The sequence below is a fragment of the Dyadobacter frigoris genome (genome assembly GCF_005280585.1).
Taxonomy (GTDB): domain Bacteria; phylum Bacteroidota; class Bacteroidia; order Cytophagales; family Spirosomataceae; genus Dyadobacter; species Dyadobacter frigoris.
This window is the reverse complement of record NZ_SZVO01000014.1, coordinates 33,676-52,514: the sequence shown is the minus strand read 5'-3', so window position 1 is coordinate 52,514 and position 18,839 is coordinate 33,676. Positions and strand designations below refer to the sequence as shown.

Annotated in this window: 17 protein-coding genes; 13 read left to right on the top strand and 4 right to left on the bottom strand. The window is 39.4% G+C overall.

Translation table 11 applies throughout. The features are described from left to right. The first annotated feature begins 179 nt into the window (after nucleotides 1-179). Complete coding sequence (locus tag FDK13_RS25600) at nucleotides 180-875, top strand: SGNH/GDSL hydrolase family protein (protein WP_137342866.1); 696 nt, start codon at nucleotides 180-182, stop codon at nucleotides 873-875. A 176-nt stretch (nucleotides 876-1,051) separates the two neighbouring features. Next, nucleotides 1,052-1,621, top strand: coding sequence for a helix-turn-helix domain-containing protein (locus FDK13_RS25595; RefSeq protein ID WP_137342865.1), 570 nt, complete (start codon nucleotides 1,052-1,054; stop codon nucleotides 1,619-1,621). Nucleotides 1,622-1,824: 203 nt separating this feature from the next. Here the strand turns inward: FDK13_RS25595 and FDK13_RS25590 are convergent, their stop codons facing one another. Then, nucleotides 1,825-2,733: a diacylglycerol/lipid kinase family protein gene (locus FDK13_RS25590; protein ID WP_137342864.1), complete on the bottom strand. Its 909-nt coding sequence runs from the start codon at nucleotides 2,731-2,733 to the stop codon at nucleotides 1,825-1,827. A gap of 83 nt (nucleotides 2,734-2,816) precedes the next feature. On the opposite strand from FDK13_RS25590, the gene surE reads away from it, so the two are divergent. The 3 genes from surE (at nucleotide 2,817) to FDK13_RS25575 (ending at nucleotide 7,486) form a co-directional block, all read left to right on the top strand. Next, complete coding sequence (surE, locus tag FDK13_RS25585) at nucleotides 2,817-3,554, top strand: 5'/3'-nucleotidase SurE (RefSeq protein ID WP_137342863.1); 738 nt, start codon at nucleotides 2,817-2,819, stop codon at nucleotides 3,552-3,554. A 225-nt stretch (nucleotides 3,555-3,779) separates the two neighbouring features. After that, nucleotides 3,780-5,087 (top strand): MFS transporter, encoded by a 1,308-nt coding sequence (locus tag FDK13_RS25580; protein WP_137342862.1) that lies wholly within the window; start codon nucleotides 3,780-3,782, stop codon nucleotides 5,085-5,087. Nucleotides 5,088-5,164: 77 nt separating this feature from the next. Continuing rightward, on the top strand, nucleotides 5,165-7,486 hold the full coding sequence (locus tag FDK13_RS25575) for a DUF7133 domain-containing protein (RefSeq protein ID WP_137342861.1): 2,322 nt from the start codon (nucleotides 5,165-5,167) through the stop codon (nucleotides 7,484-7,486). 73 nt (nucleotides 7,487-7,559) lie between these two features. Here FDK13_RS25575 and FDK13_RS25570 read toward each other — a convergent pair whose 3' ends face one another. Continuing rightward, nucleotides 7,560-8,138, bottom strand: a complete 579-nt coding sequence (locus FDK13_RS25570) for an O-methyltransferase (RefSeq protein ID WP_137342860.1) — start codon at nucleotides 8,136-8,138, stop codon at nucleotides 7,560-7,562. 107 nt (nucleotides 8,139-8,245) lie between these two features. After that, a complete protein-coding gene (locus FDK13_RS25565; RefSeq protein WP_137342859.1) occupies nucleotides 8,246-8,572 on the bottom strand; it encodes a low molecular weight protein tyrosine phosphatase family protein in 327 nt (108 codons plus the stop codon). 156 nt (nucleotides 8,573-8,728) lie between these two features. Between FDK13_RS25565 and FDK13_RS25560 the strand changes: the two genes are divergently transcribed. Together FDK13_RS25560 and FDK13_RS25555 are read left to right on the top strand one after the other, a co-directional pair. Continuing rightward, complete coding sequence (locus FDK13_RS25560; protein WP_137342858.1) at nucleotides 8,729-9,916, top strand: THUMP domain-containing class I SAM-dependent RNA methyltransferase; 1,188 nt, start codon at nucleotides 8,729-8,731, stop codon at nucleotides 9,914-9,916. 100 nt (nucleotides 9,917-10,016) lie between these two features. Beyond that, nucleotides 10,017-10,592, top strand: coding sequence for a hypothetical protein (locus FDK13_RS25555; protein WP_137342857.1), 576 nt, complete (start codon nucleotides 10,017-10,019; stop codon nucleotides 10,590-10,592). A 65-nt stretch (nucleotides 10,593-10,657) separates the two neighbouring features. On the opposite strand, the gene FDK13_RS25550 is transcribed toward FDK13_RS25555, so the two are convergent. Continuing rightward, nucleotides 10,658-10,921: a hypothetical protein gene (locus FDK13_RS25550; RefSeq protein WP_137342856.1), complete on the bottom strand. Its 264-nt coding sequence runs from the start codon at nucleotides 10,919-10,921 to the stop codon at nucleotides 10,658-10,660. Between the two features lie 423 nt (nucleotides 10,922-11,344). On the opposite strand from FDK13_RS25550, the gene FDK13_RS35570 reads away from it, so the two are divergent. The 6 genes from FDK13_RS35570 (at nucleotide 11,345) to FDK13_RS25525 (ending at nucleotide 18,720) form a co-directional block, all read left to right on the top strand. After that, nucleotides 11,345-11,497, top strand: a complete 153-nt coding sequence (locus FDK13_RS35570; protein ID WP_170982917.1) for a hypothetical protein — start codon at nucleotides 11,345-11,347, stop codon at nucleotides 11,495-11,497. 212 nt (nucleotides 11,498-11,709) lie between these two features. Further along, on the top strand, nucleotides 11,710-13,320 hold the full coding sequence (locus tag FDK13_RS25545; protein WP_137342855.1) for a hybrid sensor histidine kinase/response regulator: 1,611 nt from the start codon (nucleotides 11,710-11,712) through the stop codon (nucleotides 13,318-13,320). Nucleotide 13,321: 1 nt separating this feature from the next. Continuing rightward, nucleotides 13,322-16,927, top strand: a complete 3,606-nt coding sequence (locus tag FDK13_RS25540) for a response regulator (protein WP_137342854.1) — start codon at nucleotides 13,322-13,324, stop codon at nucleotides 16,925-16,927. Between the two features lie 46 nt (nucleotides 16,928-16,973). Continuing rightward, nucleotides 16,974-17,339, top strand: a complete 366-nt coding sequence (locus FDK13_RS25535) for a response regulator (RefSeq protein ID WP_137342853.1) — start codon at nucleotides 16,974-16,976, stop codon at nucleotides 17,337-17,339. 8 nt (nucleotides 17,340-17,347) lie between these two features. Beyond that, on the top strand, nucleotides 17,348-18,157 hold the full coding sequence (locus FDK13_RS25530) for a CheR family methyltransferase (RefSeq protein WP_137342989.1): 810 nt from the start codon (nucleotides 17,348-17,350) through the stop codon (nucleotides 18,155-18,157). Next, nucleotides 18,139-18,720 carry a chemotaxis protein CheB gene (locus tag FDK13_RS25525; RefSeq protein ID WP_137342852.1) on the top strand — a complete coding sequence of 194 codons (582 nt, stop codon included), beginning with the start codon at nucleotides 18,139-18,141 and terminating at the stop codon, nucleotides 18,718-18,720. The genes FDK13_RS25530 and FDK13_RS25525 overlap by 19 nt, the downstream gene beginning before the upstream one ends. The last annotated feature ends 119 nt before the right edge of the window (nucleotides 18,721-18,839 follow it).

Sequence of the window (18,839 nt, the reverse complement as noted above, 5' to 3'; positions counted from 1 at the left end):
TTTTTCTTTATTTCTAATACACTTAAATAACAGTGCCTGAAACATCAAAAACGACGGAATTTAAATAATAATCTAAATCCCGCTCATTTCGATCCAAACGGCTTTAAAAATGGTATATATGAAGTAGCAAATTATCAAAAAAGCTGTTTCAAACTATTTTGAACATACCGATTCTAAAAATGTACAAATTAATTTTATCGTCTCTTCTTTTTTGTATTGCCTGTATTAATGAGCCGGAAGTTGCCATAGTTCATTCAGGAAATAGCCCTGAAAGCACAGCGGGACTACGGTATCTTGCCCTTGGAGATTCTTACACGATTGGACAAAGTGTGCCGGAAACCGACCGGTGGCCTGTACTTTTTGCAAAAAGTTTGAGAGAAAACAGGACTCCGGTTACTACAACGGATATTTTGGCAAAAACCGGCTGGACAACGGCCAATCTATTAAGTGCTGTTTACGGCTATAAACCTACCGAGAATTATGATCTGGTTTCCTTGCTTATTGGCGTGAATAATCAGTTTCAGAGTTTAAGCATTGATCAGTTTCGGATCGATTTTCATGAATTGCTTTTACAAAGCGTAGCTTATGCTGGTGGTCGTGCCAACCGTGTTTTTGTTTTGTCAATTCCTGACTGGGGCTCTACGCTACTTGGCTCAGGAAGCCGGGAAGAGATCGGGAAGAGTATTGACAAATTCAATCTTGTGGTTAAAGAAGAATGTGCCAAAGAGAAAATATTGTTTATCGACATTACTCCAATTTCCCGCAAAGCACTGAATGACCCAACGATGGTTGCCAGCGACAATCTTCATTATTCGGCTAAAATGCACCAGTTATGGGTCGACGAAGCGCTGCCAAAAGTGAAATTTTTACTGTAAGTTTTAACAAAAATCATTCTTGCAACCTTTGTGTATTTCAATAAAATAAACAAAATATCCCTGCCGTAAATTAAGTTAAGATTGCTAAATCGTGAAGTATTGAAAAAAATACCTGTGTAAATGCAAGAAGCATTTAACTTTGAGGTGTAAAAAAACGTTATAGCGATCAGATTACTATGGAAGGTGCATTTTTATTGGAAGTAAGCCGGAGAATTAAGGAGAAGCGGATTGATAAAAAACTTACTTTACAGGAGCTGGCAGATAAATCCAATGTCAGCAAAGGTTTGATTTCCCAAATTGAAAATGGCCGCAGTATTCCCTCTTTGCCGGTTATGTTCAGTATAATCCAGTCATTGGAAATGGAAGTTGGCGATTTTTTCAAGGACCTGAATCTGGTAGAACCTACCGTTATTGTCCAGAAAAAAGATCAATATGAAACTTTTGAAAAGGAAAATACCAAAGGATTCAGTTATCAGCGGATTTTCACAAAAAGCCTTCAGGCCACAACCATCGATTTTGTCCTTCTCGAATTATCTCCAAATTCGCACAGAGAAGAAGTATATACAGAAGCTTTTGAATTCAAATATATTTTAAGCGGAAAAGTTGATTACCTGATTAATGGTGATGTTTATAGTATGGAAGCGGGTGATTCGCTTTTTTTTGACGGAAGGTTACCTCACGTACCTAAAAATAAACATGCTGATCGTTGTCTGATGCTGATCGTTTATTTCTTTAATCAGAAGTAAGGAAATTGATTTTGTGGTAATAAATATACTGGCTGGTTTACTACCGGTCGGACGGTAGTAAAAACCGTCCGACCGGATCCTGGTTCGAAAAAAAACTTCAAGTGGCAAATTTTCGGAACGGGCCACCCGTCGGACGGCTTTTTCCGCCGTCCGACGGGTAATAAAAACTTCCTCAATCAATCAAATTTAAAAAACCAAAAATCCTAACTTTCCGGATTTGTCACCAAAAACTCCAACAACCCTGGCCGTACCTCAATATTCACTTCAACCGGCTTATCAATTTTAATCGTTTCATCATCCGCATGAAGATCCTTTCCTTCCCAAAGTACCTGTATTTTTTTAGCCTTCAAAGTCGTGAATGAATAATTATCTTCTTTCCCATTAATAAGATTCAGCAAATATTCTTCAAACTTTTTCTGATGATTTTCCGGAATTAAAATAATTTCAAATTCTCCATCTCCCGGATCCGATGCCGGGGATAGTTCCAAATTGGGGCCGATGGACCGTGTATTCATGATTTCTACCATGACATACTTCCCGGTGTGATCCACACCATCTGCAACAATTTTACAAGCACGTGATCGGTAAGAGAGCACAACATCGTACAAAACCGCCCTTGCCATTTTTATTTTATCTTCCCGGCTTTCCTTCACATCATCTTGCATCTTGTTCATTACTTTCATCAGTTTTGGAAAAATACCAAAACCGAAAGCTTCAAGAAAAAACATATTATCAGGTAACCCTCCTATCTTTCCCACATCGAATTTTTTCAATATGGATTTATGCCAGGTAGGAATAATATCATGAACCGTCCCGGAAATATTAAGCGTGCCAGCTACATTATTTGCCGTTCCATGAGGAAGCAATGCAAGTGGAAATTGTTTATCAAGCACTTTTCTTTTTAGTAACGCTTTTGCAGTGCGGCGTACAGTTCCGTCGCCGCCAGCTATAACCAGAAAATCCGTTTCGTCTTCAAATTTGTCCCAATTCTCTTTTTTGACAGAGGAATACGTGCATTCAAAACCAGCTTTCCCGATCAGTTCCATCAACTCATTTTTCGAAAAATCCTTCTCTCCTGCACCTGGGTTATGTAAAAGGTGAGCTCGTTTCATAGTATCGGTTTAAGTTAAAATTGTACTAATAAAAATATACCAGGCACAATTTTATTAACACAATTGAAAAAAATGATACGCTTATGAGAATCCTTGTAACGAATGATGACGGAATTTACAGTCCGGGAATTGCAGTACTTGCCAAGATAGCCTCTCGTTTTGGAGAGGTACGAATTGTAGCCCCGGATGTCGAACAATCCTCTATGGGTCATGCCATTACGGCTTCCAGACCCCTGTCATATAAAAAATCACCGATAGTTTTTGAAGGTATAGATGCCTACCGGGTGAACGGTACACCGGCCGATTGCGTGGCATTGGGCCAGCATCTTTGGGAAAAAACCGACGTTGTTCTATCCGGCATCAATATGGGACCGAATCTGGGGAATGCGATGTGGCATTCTGGCACGCTTGCAGCTGCGAAACAGGCAGTTTTGTTTGGTATGAAAGGAATTGCGTTGAGCACGCCCACCGGAGAAAATGGTCCGGATTTTGAACTTCTGGATCCTTTTGTTGAAAAAGCGCTAAAAATCCTGCTCGAAAATCCTGACCTGAATCTTATCAACGTCAACTTTCCTAAAAATCCGAAAGGCGTAAGATGGACACGGCAATCGGTCCGGTTGTACGACAACAAGATTGTCCCAGCGCTTGATCCGATGGGCAGAAAAAGTTACTGGTTTACGGTAATTCCATTGGAACCGGCCGAAGAAGGCTCAGACCGCTGGGCAATGGAAAATGATTTTGTCTCGATTACGCCCTTACGCCTCGATCTTACCAATGAAGCCGAATTAATAAAAGCGCAATTAAAATATCCCATTTCTTAAAACAGGACTCCTCATCAACAAACATAAGACCAAATAAATTGTCTGTTTTGACAAAACCTGCGCTTTCAGATTACGTGTCTGAGGTCGCAGGTTTTTAATTTCTTCGCGAATTCAAAAAAGAGTTGAACGCCAAATAAGGGGTAGAAATGACGTTTCGCCGTCTTACTCCCAAGAAGATTAATATTCCAATACCCTTAAATTCCTGAAAATCCATTATTTCACACCATGGAAAAAACCAAAATTGGTAATTACCGCTGGGTAATTTGCGCCTTACTTTTCTTTGCAACCACCATTAATTATGTTGACAGACAAATACTTGGATATCTAAAACCGACACTTGAATTAGAATTTAACTGGACAGAATCTGACTACGCAAACATTGTAACCGTTTTTGCAGGATGTTATGCTTTGGGATATATTATTTTCGGAAATATAATAGATAAAGTTGGGTCAAAACTGGGTTATTCCATTTCGATTGTTATCTGGAGTATCGCCGCCATTGCACACGCTTTTGTTAAAAGTACTTTTGGTTTCGGAGCAGCTCGTGCAGTTTTAGGTTTAGGTGAAGCGGGCAACTTTCCAGCTGCGGTTAAGGCTGTGGCAGAGTGGTTTCCAAAAAAAGAAAGAGCATTGGCTACCGGGATTTTCAATTCAGGAACCAGTATAGGAGCTGTTGCAGCACCTATCGTCGTCCCCTGGTTACTAGGATCTTACGGATGGCAGCAGGCATTTATTATTACCGGAGCGCTTGGTTTTATCTGGCTGATTTTCTGGTGGATTTTATATGAAATCCCATCCCGTCATAAAAAATTACAACCTGCGGAATTCGAATATATTCACAGTGATAATGAAGTTGTGAGTGCCGAAACCGATAAGCCAATCAAATGGTTATCGCTTTTAAAACTTAAACAAACCTGGGTCTTCATCATAGGAAAATTCCTTACGGACCCGATCTGGTGGTTTTTTCTTTTCTGGCTTCCCTCCTATTTCGCAACAACTTTTTCACTTGATTTGAAAAAACCAAGTATTCATTTAGTTGTTGTTTATACGGCAACTACTTTCGGAAGCATCGGTGGCGGATATCTGTCTTCCTATCTGATCAAAAAAGGATGGGCTCCTTTGAAAGCCAGAAAAATAACCTTGCTTATCGTCGCATTTGCAGTAATGCCTATCATTTTTGCCAAATACGCTACGGATATCTGGGTTGCGGTGGGCATTATCAGTGTTGCTGCGGCTGCGCATCAGGCCTGGAGCTCAAATATTTTCACAATTGTTTCTGATTTATTTCCAAAAAGAGCAGTGAGCTCGGTAGTGGGTATGGGTGGATTTGTTGGTTCGCTTGGTTCAACTTTGTTTCCTCTACTTGTAGGAGCCTTACTGGATTATTACAAAGCAGCCGGAAACATTGGCGCAGGGTATAATATTTTATTCATCATCTGTGGCTGTACCTATTTTGTCGCCTGGTCCGCAATTCAGTTGCTGACTGCGAAAATGACACCGGTTGAAGAAGCGCTTAAAAACCAGAATTTATAATAATCAATTAAAAAATACGTATTACTAAACCACCGGAATTACGTTCAAAGTTTTTTGGTGCCTTTAAACTGTAACCAATGAAAAAATTTCGTTATCCTTTGCTGATGTTAACCCTTGCGGGCACTTTATTCTATTGTAAATCGAATAAACAAGCTGGATCACAAATCGTTGCAACCAACGTACAGGAAAGCTCAAAAGAAGATCCTGCCAAAATAGATTTTAATAAATCGCCGTTTTTGACTGCACAGGAATCCATGAAAAAGATTCAGGTTGAAGACGGATTTGAGGTAAAACTTGTAGCTTCCGAACCGTTGATCAGCACACCTGTTGCTTTTTCATTCGATCAAAAAGGACGGATGTGGGTGATTGAAATGACAGGTTACATGCCTGACACTGTTGGAACCGGCGAAGATATTCCCAATGGAAAAATTGTGATTCTGGAAGATAAAAACAAAGACGGCGTCATGGACGACCGCAAAGTTTTTCTGGATTCTCTGGTTTTGCCCCGCGCAATTTGTCTGATCGAAAACGGAATTTTGGTTGGTGAGCCGACTAATTTGTGGTTTTTTGAAATAAAAAATGACAAACCCGTCAGTAAAACCCTGGTGGATCCCTTATATACTGAAGGCGGAAACGTTGAGCACCAACCAAACGGACTGATGCGCGCAATGGATAACTGGATTTATAATGCAAAATCCAGCAAACGTTACCGCAGGCAAGGAAATAAATGGCTGATTGAACAAACGCATTTCCGCGGACAATGGGGAATTTCCCAGGACAATTATGGACGGTTATATTACAACAATAATTCCCAGAATGTGCTGAGCGATTTCTTCTCTCCTGGTTTTGGTGCCAATAATAAAAACCAGAGAAATGTCGCCGGATTCAACGAAAAATCTGTCGCCAATAATCACGTGTACCCAATTCGCCCTACTCCGGGTGTAAACCGTGCTTATATGAAAGGAGTGATAGATGATAGTCTGCGACTTATTGATTTTACAGCTGCTTGCGCTCCAATGGTTTACCGGGGAAATTTGTTTGGAAAAGCTTATGACTCAAACGTTTTTGTAGCAGAGCCATCTGCGAATTTGATTAAGCGAAATATTCTTAATGACAAAGGTTATATAGTAAAAGGTGAACAGGCTTACAAAGGGAAAGAATTCCTCGCGAGTACTGATGAGCGTTTCCGACCGGTAAGTTTATATAATGCTCCCGATGGTGCCATGTACATTGTTGATATGTACCGCGGAATTATCCAGCATAAAACGTACCTGACGCCTTATCTTAAAGGACAAATTGGAAAAAGAGATTTGACTCAGCCACTTTCGGCAGGAAGAATTTATAAGGTTGTTCCTAAAAATACGAATGTAAAAATTACCGCACTTCCTGCCGACGCAGAAAGTCTGGTTAAATTACTGGGAGATAACAACGGATGGATCAGGGATTATGCACAGCAAACTTTGGTTGACGGAAAAATGAGCCAGGCTATTCCAGCTTTGGAATCTGCTTCAAAACAAACTGCCAATACCTTTCTGGCCATTCATGCACTCTGGACTCTGGAAGGTTTGAATGCTTTAAAAACGGATGACGTTTTGGCTTTGCTTAACCAGTCTTCCTGGCCTGTTAGAATGGAAGCGCTTAGTGTTTTACCTTCTGTCATTTCCGGACAAACGTACAAAACTTATACTTCTGCTTTAAATAAACTGGTTGATCAGAATGATACGCTTGCAGCGCCTTATGTTGCATTTTTGGCTCATAATATTCAGGAATTTGACAAAAGCGCGGCTAATGATCTGTTGCTGAAAGTAGCAAAAAAATATCCTGTCAACCGTTACGTTACCGATGCAGTCATCAGTAATTTGCAGGATCATGAAGAAGCCTTTAAAAATGAGTTGCTTGCTTCTCTTTCGGATACCACACTTATCATTCAAAAACAATTAAACCGTGCCATTGCACAGGCGGCCAACAGCAAAGGTAATCGTGATCCTCAGATGCTTATAAAAGAATTCCCAAAAGGTGTTGCCTTGTTTACTTCCATTTGCCAGACTTGTCACGGACCGGATGGTAATGGTGTAAAATCCCTTGGGCCTCCTTTAAACCAGTCTGAATGGGTAAATGGTGATAAGGCAAAACTTATTTCCATCGTGCTTTTCGGATTAACAGGACCTGTAAAAGTGAATGGGCATATTTACAAAACTCCGGAAGTTAGCGGGGATATGCCAGGTATTGGTTACGATAAAGATATGCCGAGTGAAGATGTGGCCCAGCTACTGAGTTTCATTCGTAAATCATGGAGAAATAACGGAGAAAAAATTACTACGGATGAAGTAGCCACAACACGGAAAAAGTTAAATGCCCGTCAAAAAGCATTTACTGTCGAAGAACTGAACGGAATGTAAATCCTGAAATATCCTATTGACATAAAAAATGCCTGAGCCGGTTTTCAGCTCAGGCATTTTTTATATCAGTTTCTTAAACTTTTACTGCAATCACAATTCCAGTCGCCCAAACCTGTTTGGTCAGTACCAGGTCTTTTCTTGCTTCGAGATCTTTAATCAGATTAATCGCTTTTCTGTCATGTCCTTCCGGCCAGTTGGATTGCGGCAGCATATCGTCAATAATATATAACCCGCCTTTGTTTAACATTTCCAAAACTTCATCCAGAAGTAAATATTTTCCGTGCCAGGTATCGGCAAAAATATAATCAAACTTCATTTCAAGGTTACTTTCGACCCAGTCTTCTCCATCGGCCAGAACCAAAGCCAGGCGTGTATCCTGCGACAAATGATTTTCGGCTATGTCCAGAAATTTTTCATCATTATCGATGGATATCAAGGTTGAATTTCTATCCATTCCTGCGAGTATCCATGAAGTTGACAATCCGGTACCGGTTCCGAGTTCAAGAAATTTTCCACCGGGTTTTGAAGCCGCAAGCGTTTTTAAGAGCGAACAAGTCTGAATATCAGACGCCATGGTAAAGCCGGAAGCTTTTGTAGCCAGATCAATAGCTACAAAAGCACTGGGTAAAGGATTGTTAATTTCCTGTGTCATCGGAATAATGTTTCGTTAAGGTGGAAAAATAGGCAAAAATTAACTGAATACATATCCCACCTTACGGAAAAATGAAATTAAATTTAAGTTGTCACGGTTTGAAAAAATTAACCCCCTCCAAGATAAGGATCCACGGATGACCTAATCATGTCAACTAACTCCGGATCCATGAATTTATAATGATCTTCAATATCAAGAATTACCACTTTTGACTGGCTCATTTCATCCGGACATCTTTGTATCAGGCGCTGTTTATGTTTCTTTTCCATGACAAAAATGATATCAGCCCAGCTAATGAGTCTCGCCGTAATTTTTATTCTCGCTCCCGGCTCCGTTCCGGCAGACCTTACATGAATGCTTTCGTGATTCTTGTAAATTTCTTCTGCTGTCGGGCTGCGCCATTGATTTTTGCTGCAAACAAAAAGTATATTCATTGAATTGAAAATTCAGATCTGTATTATATTACCCTAAACAGTGAAATTTAGTACGAATATCAAATGAAAACGATCAAACATTTCTCCCAACATATCAAAACTCGATCACGAACCGTTACCTTTGCCACTTTTCCGTTTGAATTGCAAATCATAGTCATGTCATTATATACAACCGAAGCTCCGATCATTATTACCTGCAACAAGCGCCTGGCGCCTTACCTTGAACAGGAAGTAAAAGATCTTGGCTATAAAATTGAAGAAGCTTTTGTTACAGGCGTCCGCATCAAGGGCACCATAAACGATTGTATCAAACTTAACCTGAATCTGTATTGCGCAAGCCAGGTTTTGTACAGTCTTGAACAATTTGAAGCACAAAGTCCTGATCACGTTTATAATCATCTGGTGAAAATGGCCTGGGAAGATATTCTTCCGGATCCGGGTTATTTTTCGGTTACCAGCAACGTACAGCATCCAACGATCAACAACGGGATGTTTGCCAACCTTCGCGTTAAAGATGCGATTGTTGACCGATTGAGAGATAAAAGAGGAAATCGTCCTTCCACTGGTTCTGAACTTGTCGGAGCTGTGATTCACCTTTTTTGGAAACATGATTATGCAGAAATTTTCGTGGATACTTCCGGAGATTCACTGGCGCGTCACGGTTACAGAAAAATTCCAGGCCGTGCACCTATGCTCGAAGCACTTGCCTCCGCTACCATTCTTGCAAGCAAGTGGGATAAAACCTCGCCATTTATCAATCCCATGTGCGGTTCAGGAACGCTGGCCATTGAGGCTGCTTTGATCGCAAGTAAAACGCGTCCGGGTTTGTTCCGCGATAATTTTGCTTTTATGCACTTGCAGGGATATGACAAAGAAGTTTATTATAATGAAATGTACGTTTTGGAAGACCAGATCATTGAAGTTCCGGGCCTGAGAATTCTTGCTACGGATATCAGTGAAATGGCGGTAAACAATGCGCGTAAAAACGCAATAGCTGCCGGTGTAGGAGATATGATCGAATTCAGCGTTTGTGATTTTGCAGATACAGAAGTTCCGGAAGGTGTAAATGGTGTATTTTTTGTCAATCCGGAATATGGAGATCGTTTAGGAGAAATAGACGAACTGGAAGAAACGTACGGTCGTATCGGTGATTTTATGAAACAGAAATGTAAGGGATATTTTGGCTACGTGTTTACGGGAAATCTGGATCTTGCCAAAAAAATCGGGTTGAAAGCAAAGCGAAGAATTGAATTTTATACCAGTACAATCGACTGTCGCTTACTTGAATACGAACTATACGCTGGTACAAGAGATGTTAAAATTACCGCCCCTCAGGAAAACTGAAGGCCAATTTGTAATTCATGATTAATAAAAACGTTACTAAGTCGTTTAACACACGTCCGATAGTAACGTTTCCTTTTATATAACAGAATTATTCAAACCGATGAAAATCAGTTTTTCACTTGCAATTTTGATCCTTTGCTGTTCCTCCTGCCAATGGCTGGGGAATCAGCCCAGCTTTGGAGATGATTATATTACCTATAAGATCAGTAAAGGCAACCATGAAATTGATGATAATTCAACCCCTCTTTTTACGGCGGGACAATTAAAATTTCAGGCTATTTTTGATAGTACATGTATATATCAAACGACGGACGCCGGTAATCAATATGACATTAACAAATTGCTTGGATTTTCTGATTGTAATTCGCAGCATCATGAAAACAGCGCGAGGTTTGGATGGAATTGGCGGGACAATGCATTAAATATCTTCGCTTATATTTATGTTGCCGGGCAAAGGCAGGAAAAACAATTGGGAACTCTGGCACTGGGTAAAATGGGAAGTTTCAGTTTGTCTACTTTAAACAATACTTATATTTTTACCTTCAACGGCGAACAAACCATTATGCCGCGCCATTGCTCAGGCGGCCTTGGAATATCGTACAAGTTGTTACCGTACTTCGGTGGAGATGAAGTAGCACCGCATGATATTAAAATTAAAATCCGGAATATAGAATAGTATTTATTTTTACAACAAAGCCAGCAAAAAGTAAATTTCTGCTGGCTTTGTTATTGAGCATATGGCTATTCATCTGCCAAACTTATACTTGACCTGATAAGCTTTCTCTTTTTCTCTCTAATCGTGAGCCTGGCTTTAGTCGGAGGCTCTTCTCTTAGAGTCCTTTCAGTTTTTACTGCTACACTTTTCTCAGCCAATTTTTCCTGCGCTTCTGTATGACGATGTACTGGAATTCCATTTTTTATCCCCTGAACATCTTCAAAAGGCCGGTTGGCTACCCTCCGCCTTGTTTTATTACCAAGGCCTTGAATTTCTAATTCTTTGGCCATATTATAAATATTTAAAAAATTATATCAATTGTACCATAATTAAAAACTGTTGTAATTTCTAAAAACATCGTTCCAATAACAAATCTTCAAGGCACGATTTTTAGATGGCCCTTGTAGAAAAAAAAATTTACAGCAACTGCCCTAAAAAGCGATTGATTTTACAACGTGTGGGAATAATTCCCCACCACAATTATTAATGCTTATATTATGCCGCAACTATCAAATTTAAATAAGTCCAGACTTGAGTAAATCAAAGTCTTTTTAAATAAAATCGGCGAGACGAACGAAAGTTCTCAATATTCCACTGATCAGAAGTATATTGTGGAATTAATTATTTAACTGGTCAAAATCAAAGGCAGACAAGATGTCCTTGACGAATTTGAAACGGCGTATATCCATCACCTGATTACGATTCAAAAGTGGATGGAAGAACTTAAACTTATTGCAAATGAAGCAATAAACGATTTAAACCATCTCGAACACCATTCTCTGTTTGAAAAGAAAATCGTGGAAATGAAGGGTTATGATGTCGGGCAATTTATTCGGTATCCTAAAAATGATGGTTTGTTGAAATAGTTTCTTATTGTTTAAAAGCCTTAATATATCATTCATTGATAATTTTTCGAGCCATTATGTAAAAATGGCCCGGTTTGGCTGGTATGATATTTAAATAGCGGTTCTCGGGTATTCCAAAACCGTCTCATGATGAAATTATATTCTGTAAACCTGTTAAAAAAACATAAGAATAAATTAAAGGCTGGTCTATTAATAAATTCTATTTCTGAATTATGATTCTTATAGTTGACGATAGATCCGAAAATATCCTTCCTTTGAAAAAAATTCTTGAACTGAATAATTTCAAAACCGACAGTGCCGAATCCGGGGAAGAGGCTTTAAAAAAAATCCTGAATAACAGCTACTCGCTCATCATAATGGATGTGCAAATGCCCGGTATGGATGGCTTTGAGGTTGCCGAGGCGATATCTGGTTTTAACAAAGCAAAGGACACTCCTATCCTTTTTTTGTCCGCAGTGAATAAAGAGAAAAAATTTATTACCAAAGGTTATACCTCAGGCGGTATTGATTATTTGACAAAACCGGTTGATCCTGATATTTTATTGTTGAAAGTCAAAACATTCAATAAGCTCTACGAACAACAACAGGAACTTAAAGCAATTCAGATTTCACTTCAAAACGAAATTGAGGTCAGGAAACAGGCGCAGGAAAATCTTGCTTCCAATATGCAGGAATTACAGTTTGTGCTTGAATCATTGCCTCAGATCGCATTTACCATGTCTACAAATGGTAAAATTGAATATGTAAACCAACACTGGTTTCAATATTCCAAGGATCCGGACACATTGCCTGAAATACATCCGGATGATATGTCATGGGAAATCTGGCAAAATTCTGTATCACAGGGTGTTGAATTTTCTTCCGATGTGCGTTTAAAAAATTTATCTACCGACGATTACCGCTATTTTCTACTCAAAACAATTCCGGTTTTGCAGCAGGGCAATATCATTCGTTGGGTTGGTACTTTTACCGATATTCATCAGCAAAAAATGGCCAACGAATTACTGGAACATAAGGTGCTTCAAAGAACAAAAGAACTGCTGGCAAAAAATTCGGAGCTTGAAACTACCAATCACGAACTCCAGCAATTTGCCTGGGTTGTATCCCATGATTTGAAAGAACCGCTGAGAAAAATACAGACGTTTAATCATCTCATTAAAGATAAATTTTTGAACGGAAATCAGGAAGCCGCCTCCTACCTCGACAGATCAATCAGTTCTTCGGCCAGAATGACGCGACTGATCAGCGATTTGCTTGATTATTCACGTTTATCCATTTCCGCCAATTTTCAGCCAACGGATTTAAATCTTTTGATCAGTGATATTCTGAGTGATTTTGATGATCAGATTAAAGAGAAAAACGCAATGATCCAGGTTGATAAATTACCCCTGATAGAAACAATTGCAAGCCAGATCCGCCAGGTTTTCCAAAACCTGATCAGCAATGCACTGAAATTCGCAAAGAAAGATACTGCACCGATTATCACGATCACTTCCGAAATAATAGAATCAAAAGAATTTGATAGCCCTGTTTCTGATACAGGAAATTATTGTCGGATCACGTTAAGTGATAACGGGATAGGTTTCGATGAAAAATTCCTGGACCGGATTTTCGTCATTTTTCAGCGCCTGAATAACCAGAGCAGCTATGAAGGAACCGGAATCGGACTTGCCATAGCCAAGAAAATAATGGATAAGCACAATGGCCTTATTTCTGCAAAAAGTCATGAAAATGAAGGTGCCACTTTTATAATAATTCTTCCTGTCAACCAAGTAGACGAATCCACACAACCAGCCAATACAGAAAAGATTTACCAATCATAATATGCCTGCTAATTCCTCCAACTCCATAATCCGGCAACTGCAAATTGTATTTTCGGTCTCAATTATCCTTCTGGTTCTTAGTCTGTTTGCTTCGTTTTACAGTACGCAAAAATTAATCCTTAATTCCCAGCTTGTTAACCATACCAATCAGGTTCTGATCGAAGCTGAAAACATTATTTCATATATCAAAGATGCAGAAACCGGCCAACGCGGTTTTCTGGTCACCCTGGACCCTCAATTTTTACAGCCATATAATGGTTCCTACGAAAAAACATCCGCAAGTTATAATACGTTAGTCGGGTTAACGACTGATAATCCGGTTCAGCAAAAAAATCTGGAAGAAGCGAAAAAATTGTATGAAGCCAAATTCATACAAATGCAAAAGATCATTGACAAAACCAGAAGAAACGAGCAATCTGCCTTCGATACTGCCGCCCGGCAAAGAGAAATGCTTAAGGGCAAACAGGTAATGGACAACCTTCGGGTGGTTATTGAAAGGATAAAAACGGAGGAAAATAAAATGCTCAAAGAGCGCACCGAAGCACAACAGGTATATATTAGTTATACTCCTGTTTTGCTCGTAATCGCAGCATTGATATCCATATTGATCACTGGTTTTGCCTATTTCCGGATTAAAAAAGATCTGGATGACCGCATTCGTAAACAGAAAGAAGCTGAGGAAAAATATATTGAAACAGCACAAAGAATCAATGTAATTGAAGGTATTACAAAACTTGTTTCAGAGGGCGACTACTCCGTCAGAAACTCGGATACCATGGACGACGAGCTGGGCAGGATTTCAACCGCACTTAATAGTATGACTGGTTCATTGGAACAAACCTTCAATGATTTGTCTAATAAAAACTGGTTGCAAACTGGTACTGTAAAATTAAGTGATGCAATCCGTGGAGAAAGGATTTTAAAGAATCTGGCAGAAAATCTGATAACTACGATAACGGGTTATATCAATGCGCCGCTTGGTACGGTTTATATTCTAGATAAGGACTGGAACTATAAACTTACCGGTAATTTTGCTGCAACACATGCGCCAGAAATTATCAAAGGTAAAGAAGGACTTGCCGGTCAGGTAATTAAAAATAAATCCTCTGTCATTATCCGGGATTTGCCCGAAAACTATATTACTGTAAATTCTTCCCTGGGAAATACGCCACCAACCTGTATTGTTATTTTGCCCTTGGTTTATTCAAATGAATGTATTGGTATCATTGAAATAGGACTTTTAAGAGAACCCGGAGCACTGGAAATTCAGTTTTTGGAAGAAAATCTGGAAATGCTTTCGATAGGCGTGAATGCAGCTTTGGATTATGTAAAATTGCAGGAATTCCTTGAAGAAACTCAGGCACAATCAGAGGAACTTCAAACGCAGCACAATGAACTTGAAAACCTGAATACGGAGCTGGAAGCACAATCTCAAAAACTCCAGGCATCAGAGGAGGAGCTGCGCGTGCAGCAGGAAGAACTTCAACAAACCAATGGTGAGCTTGAAGAACGCAGCAGTTTGCTGGAAGAAAAAAATCTGGAAATTGAGAAAAAGGCAGAAGAGCTTGAAGTAACAACCCGTTATAAATCAGAATTTTTGGCGAATATGTCGCATGAGCTGCGTACACCACTGAATTCAATATTATTATTAAGCCGGCTGCTTGCAGAAAATGACGAGAAAAATCTAAACAGCGATCAGGTTGAATATGCCACAGTGATTCAGTCGTCCGGAAATGGCTTACTGGGACTGATTGATGAAATTCTGGATCTTTCCAAAATTGAGGCCGGAAAAATGGATCTGGATTATGCCAGGGTTTCAGTGCGGGATATAACTGACGATATCAAAGCGCTTTTCAATCAGATAGCAAAGGAAAAAAATCTGGAATTTAAGATTTCGGTCGATGCCGACGTCCCTGCATTTATCGAAACGGACAGAATGCGTTTGGAACAAATATTAAAAAACCTGATTTCTAATGCATTGAAATTCACCTCAGCAGGCTCCGTTCAACTGATTGTAAAAGCTAATCCGGCTGATGCCAAAGTACTTTCGTTTGCAGTTAAAGATACCGGAATTGGTATTCCGCCTGAAAAACAGCAGCTTATATTTGAAGCATTTCAGCAAGCCGACGGCTCAACCAAAAGAAAATACGGCGGAACCGGTCTTGGTTTGTCTATCAGCAGGGAATTGATAAAACTGCTTAAAGGTGAAATTACACTTAACAGCGAAGCAGGTAAAGGCAGTGAATTTATTTTATATCTTCCCGTTTCCCAAAGTCAAAATTCCCAGATCCCGGAAAACAAAAATTTCTTTGGAACTGCAAAAACAGATTCTTTTATTAAAAAAGATGAGATCATTGACACCCGGTTTATCAGTACCGTCATACCGGAAAGCATTCCTGACGACAGGGCAATAATCTCTGAAAAGGATAAGGCTATTCTGATTATTGAGGATGATACCAATTTCGCAAAAACACTTCTGGATTACACCAGAAAGAAAGGTTACAAAGGAATTGTAGCTGTACGAGGCGACGAAGGACTAGAACTGGCAGAAAGTTTTAAACCACGAGGTATTTTGCTCGACATTCAGCTTCCTGTTATGAGTGGCTGGGATGTGATGGACAGGCTCAAATCCAACCCTAAAACCAGACATATTCCAGTGCACATCATGTCGTCTCATAAACTTAAAAATGAAAGTTTACTGAAAGGCGCAGTTGATTTTATCGACAAACCGATGGCGCTGGACAAAATGCAGGAAATTTTTAAAAAGATTGAATATGTACTGAGCCGAAAATCAAAAAAAGTACTGATCATTGAAGATAATCCACAGCATGCCAAAGCATTGGCCTACTTTTTGGAAACTTTCAATATCAATTCCGAACTGAGAAGTAACATTTCGGAAGGTATAGAGGCTTTGAAAAATAAGGAGGTTGACTGCGTCATACTGGATATGGGAATTCCTGATAAACAGGCTTACGAAACCCTGGAGGAGGCCAAAAAGAATCCGGGTTTCGAGAATCTTCCTATCATTATTTTTACAGGAAAAAGTCTGTCCATGACCGAAGAATTGCGTATCAAACAATATGCTGACTCAATTATTGTCAAAACGGCACACTCCTATCAACGAATGCTCGATGAAGTCTCTCTTTTTCTTCATGTAGTTGAAGAAAATAAAAAACCGTTGGTGAGAGACGGAGATTTTAAAAAGCTGGGTGCATTAGAACAAATATTGCAGGACAAAACAGTTTTGATAGCTGATGACGATGTCCGTAATATTTTCTCACTGACCAAATCGTTGGAAAACTATAAAATGAATGTGATAACTGCGCTGGACGGCCAGGAAGCTTTGCAAAAACTTCGGGAAAATCCTTCAATTGATGTAGTTTTGCTTGATATGATGATGCCACAAATGGATGGCTATGAAACGGCCCGCAGGATACGCGAGAATTATCAGTGGAAAAATCTGCCGGTGATAGCGGTGACAGCCAAAGCAATGACAGGGGACAGGGAGAAATGTATTAATGCCGGCGCGTCAGATTATATCACAAAACCAGTTGATATTGACCAACTTATGTCTTTATTACGCGTTTGGCTCTATGAAAAATCGTGATTGATATCAGTCGTAAAATAGTATAGACTTATAGTATCTAAAATTTATGTACAAAAAAAAGGTATTGATCATTGACGATGATGCCAGAAATATTTTTGCACTTTCCGCTACCTTACGTTCAAAATCGTTTGAGAGTATTTCCCGATCCGGTGCCAGGGAAGCACTTGAATTATTGAAAACAGAAGAGGTTGTGGATGCGATCCTGATTGATATGATGATGCCGGATATGGATGGTTATGAAGCAATTCCACTCATCAAAAATATTGAATCACGGCGGAACACACCAGTTTTTGCGGTTACGGCCCAGGCTATGGTCGGCGATAAGGAAAAGTGTCTCAAAGCCGGTGCAGACGACTATATTTCCAAACCTATTAATGTTGACCACTTGTTACAATTGTTGAGAAGTATTTAAAATTTATGATGATCGAGGATGAGGAAATAGATCTTCTTTTGGATGATGTATTTGAAATGTATGGTTATGATTTTGCCAATTATTCCAGGGCATCATTAAAAAGACGAATAATCAGGCTGTTTGCTCTCGACAAGTTTCCAAGCTTTGCCGAGTTGCGTTATCGTGTGCGTACGGAAGAAGATTATTTGAAGAGATTCATTGAAGAAATTACGGTGAACGTTACCGAAATGTTTCGTGATCCGTCATTTTATAAAGTTTTAAGAACCCACATTTTGCCGATTTTAGGCACTAAACCTTTTATAAGAATTTGGCATGCAGGCTGTTCTACGGGCGAAGAAGTCTTTTCGATGGCCATTTTATTGCAGGAAGCTAATTTGTTAAGAAAGTCGCTGCTATATGCCACAGACCTGAACCCCAGCGTTTTAGAAAAGGTAAGAAAAGGAATTTTTCCCTTAAATCAGATGAAACAATACTCCGAAAGTTACATAGCATCCGGAGGTACAAAGGATTTTTCCACTTACTACACCGCCAACTACGGACAGGCAAAACTGAACGAGGATTTGTCCGAAAAGATTATTATTTCAACGCATAATCTTGTTTCAGATAGTTCTTTTAATGAATTTGACCTGATTCTTTGTCGCAATGTTCTTATTTATTTTGATAAGGATTTACAGGAAAGAGCTTTGAAATTATTTGATGAAAGTCTGGGGCCGCTTGGATATCTTGCTTTGGGTTCGAAAGAAACTTTGAAATTTTCGACCATTCAATCAAGATATAAGCAATTGGATAAGGAAAAGATATGGAAGAAAACGATGTAAAAAGTAAATATAAAGCCATTGTTATCGGAGGTTCGGCCGGAAGCCTTTCAGTTTTGTTTGAAGTTTTCCCGGCCTTAAATCCTGTATTGAATGTAGCTATAATTCTGGTACTGCACCGAAAATATTCCGGAGATTCCTCCCTTTCAGATCTGCTTTCCACCAAAACATTAATTCCTACAAAAGAAATTGATGATAAAGATCCAATCCTTCCAGGTAATATTTACCTTGCTCCTGCCGACTATCACCTCTTGATCGAAAAAAATTACTCTTTTTCGCTTGATGTTTCTGAAAAAATCAATTTCAGCCGGCCAAGTCTCGATGTTACATTTGAATCAGCCGCCGATACTTTTGGTACTTCTCTTATAGCTATCCTTTTGTCAGGTTCAAATGACGATGGAACGGCCGGGCTGAAAACTGTAAAAGATGCCGGAGGATTTATAATCGCGCAAAAACCAGAATCTGCACAAATGGCTTATATGCCTCAAAACGCCATTAATAATCTTGAAATGGATTTGATACTTGATTCTAAGGGAATCAGTGACTTTATTAATATGCTGCACTGAAAAGTTTAAGCTCAGTTTTTAGTGATTTTTCCCGGTGTGACTTCTATTCATTTCAGCCATTTCCCCAGGATGGGACATTGCTGAATTATGATTTTAGAATTATTTTCTGCGGTTATAAA

What these genes read in the sequence shown, in the direction of transcription:
- FDK13_RS25525 (WP_137342852.1), top strand. Translation starts at nt 18,139, where the DNA reads ATGGAAGAAAACGATGTAAAAAGTAAATATAAAGCCATTGTTATCGGA.
- FDK13_RS25595 (WP_137342865.1), top strand. Translation starts at nt 1,052, where the DNA reads ATGGAAGGTGCATTTTTATTGGAAGTAAGCCGGAGAATTAAGGAGAAG.
- FDK13_RS25530 (WP_137342989.1), top strand. Translation starts at nt 17,348, where the DNA reads ATGATCGAGGATGAGGAAATAGATCTTCTTTTGGATGATGTATTTGAA.
- FDK13_RS25560 (WP_137342858.1), top strand. Translation starts at nt 8,729, where the DNA reads ATGTCATTATATACAACCGAAGCTCCGATCATTATTACCTGCAACAAG.
- FDK13_RS25545 (WP_137342855.1), top strand. Translation starts at nt 11,710, where the DNA reads ATGATTCTTATAGTTGACGATAGATCCGAAAATATCCTTCCTTTGAAA.
- FDK13_RS25555 (WP_137342857.1), top strand. Translation starts at nt 10,017, where the DNA reads ATGAAAATCAGTTTTTCACTTGCAATTTTGATCCTTTGCTGTTCCTCC.
- surE (WP_137342863.1), top strand. Translation starts at nt 2,817, where the DNA reads ATGAGAATCCTTGTAACGAATGATGACGGAATTTACAGTCCGGGAATT.
- FDK13_RS25575 (WP_137342861.1), top strand. Translation starts at nt 5,165, where the DNA reads ATGAAAAAATTTCGTTATCCTTTGCTGATGTTAACCCTTGCGGGCACT.
- FDK13_RS25590 (WP_137342864.1), bottom strand. Translation starts at nt 2,733, where the DNA reads ATGAAACGAGCTCACCTTTTACATAACCCAGGTGCAGGAGAGAAGGAT.
- FDK13_RS25570 (WP_137342860.1), bottom strand. Translation starts at nt 8,138, where the DNA reads ATGACACAGGAAATTAACAATCCTTTACCCAGTGCTTTTGTAGCTATT.
- FDK13_RS25535 (WP_137342853.1), top strand. Translation starts at nt 16,974, where the DNA reads ATGTACAAAAAAAAGGTATTGATCATTGACGATGATGCCAGAAATATT.
- FDK13_RS25540 (WP_137342854.1), top strand. Translation starts at nt 13,322, where the DNA reads ATGCCTGCTAATTCCTCCAACTCCATAATCCGGCAACTGCAAATTGTA.
- FDK13_RS35570 (WP_170982917.1), top strand. Translation starts at nt 11,345, where the DNA reads ATGGAAGAACTTAAACTTATTGCAAATGAAGCAATAAACGATTTAAAC.
- FDK13_RS25550 (WP_137342856.1), bottom strand. Translation starts at nt 10,921, where the DNA reads ATGGCCAAAGAATTAGAAATTCAAGGCCTTGGTAATAAAACAAGGCGG.
- FDK13_RS25600 (WP_137342866.1), top strand. Translation starts at nt 180, where the DNA reads ATGTACAAATTAATTTTATCGTCTCTTCTTTTTTGTATTGCCTGTATT.
- FDK13_RS25580 (WP_137342862.1), top strand. Translation starts at nt 3,780, where the DNA reads ATGGAAAAAACCAAAATTGGTAATTACCGCTGGGTAATTTGCGCCTTA.
- FDK13_RS25565 (WP_137342859.1), bottom strand. Translation starts at nt 8,572, where the DNA reads ATGAATATACTTTTTGTTTGCAGCAAAAATCAATGGCGCAGCCCGACA.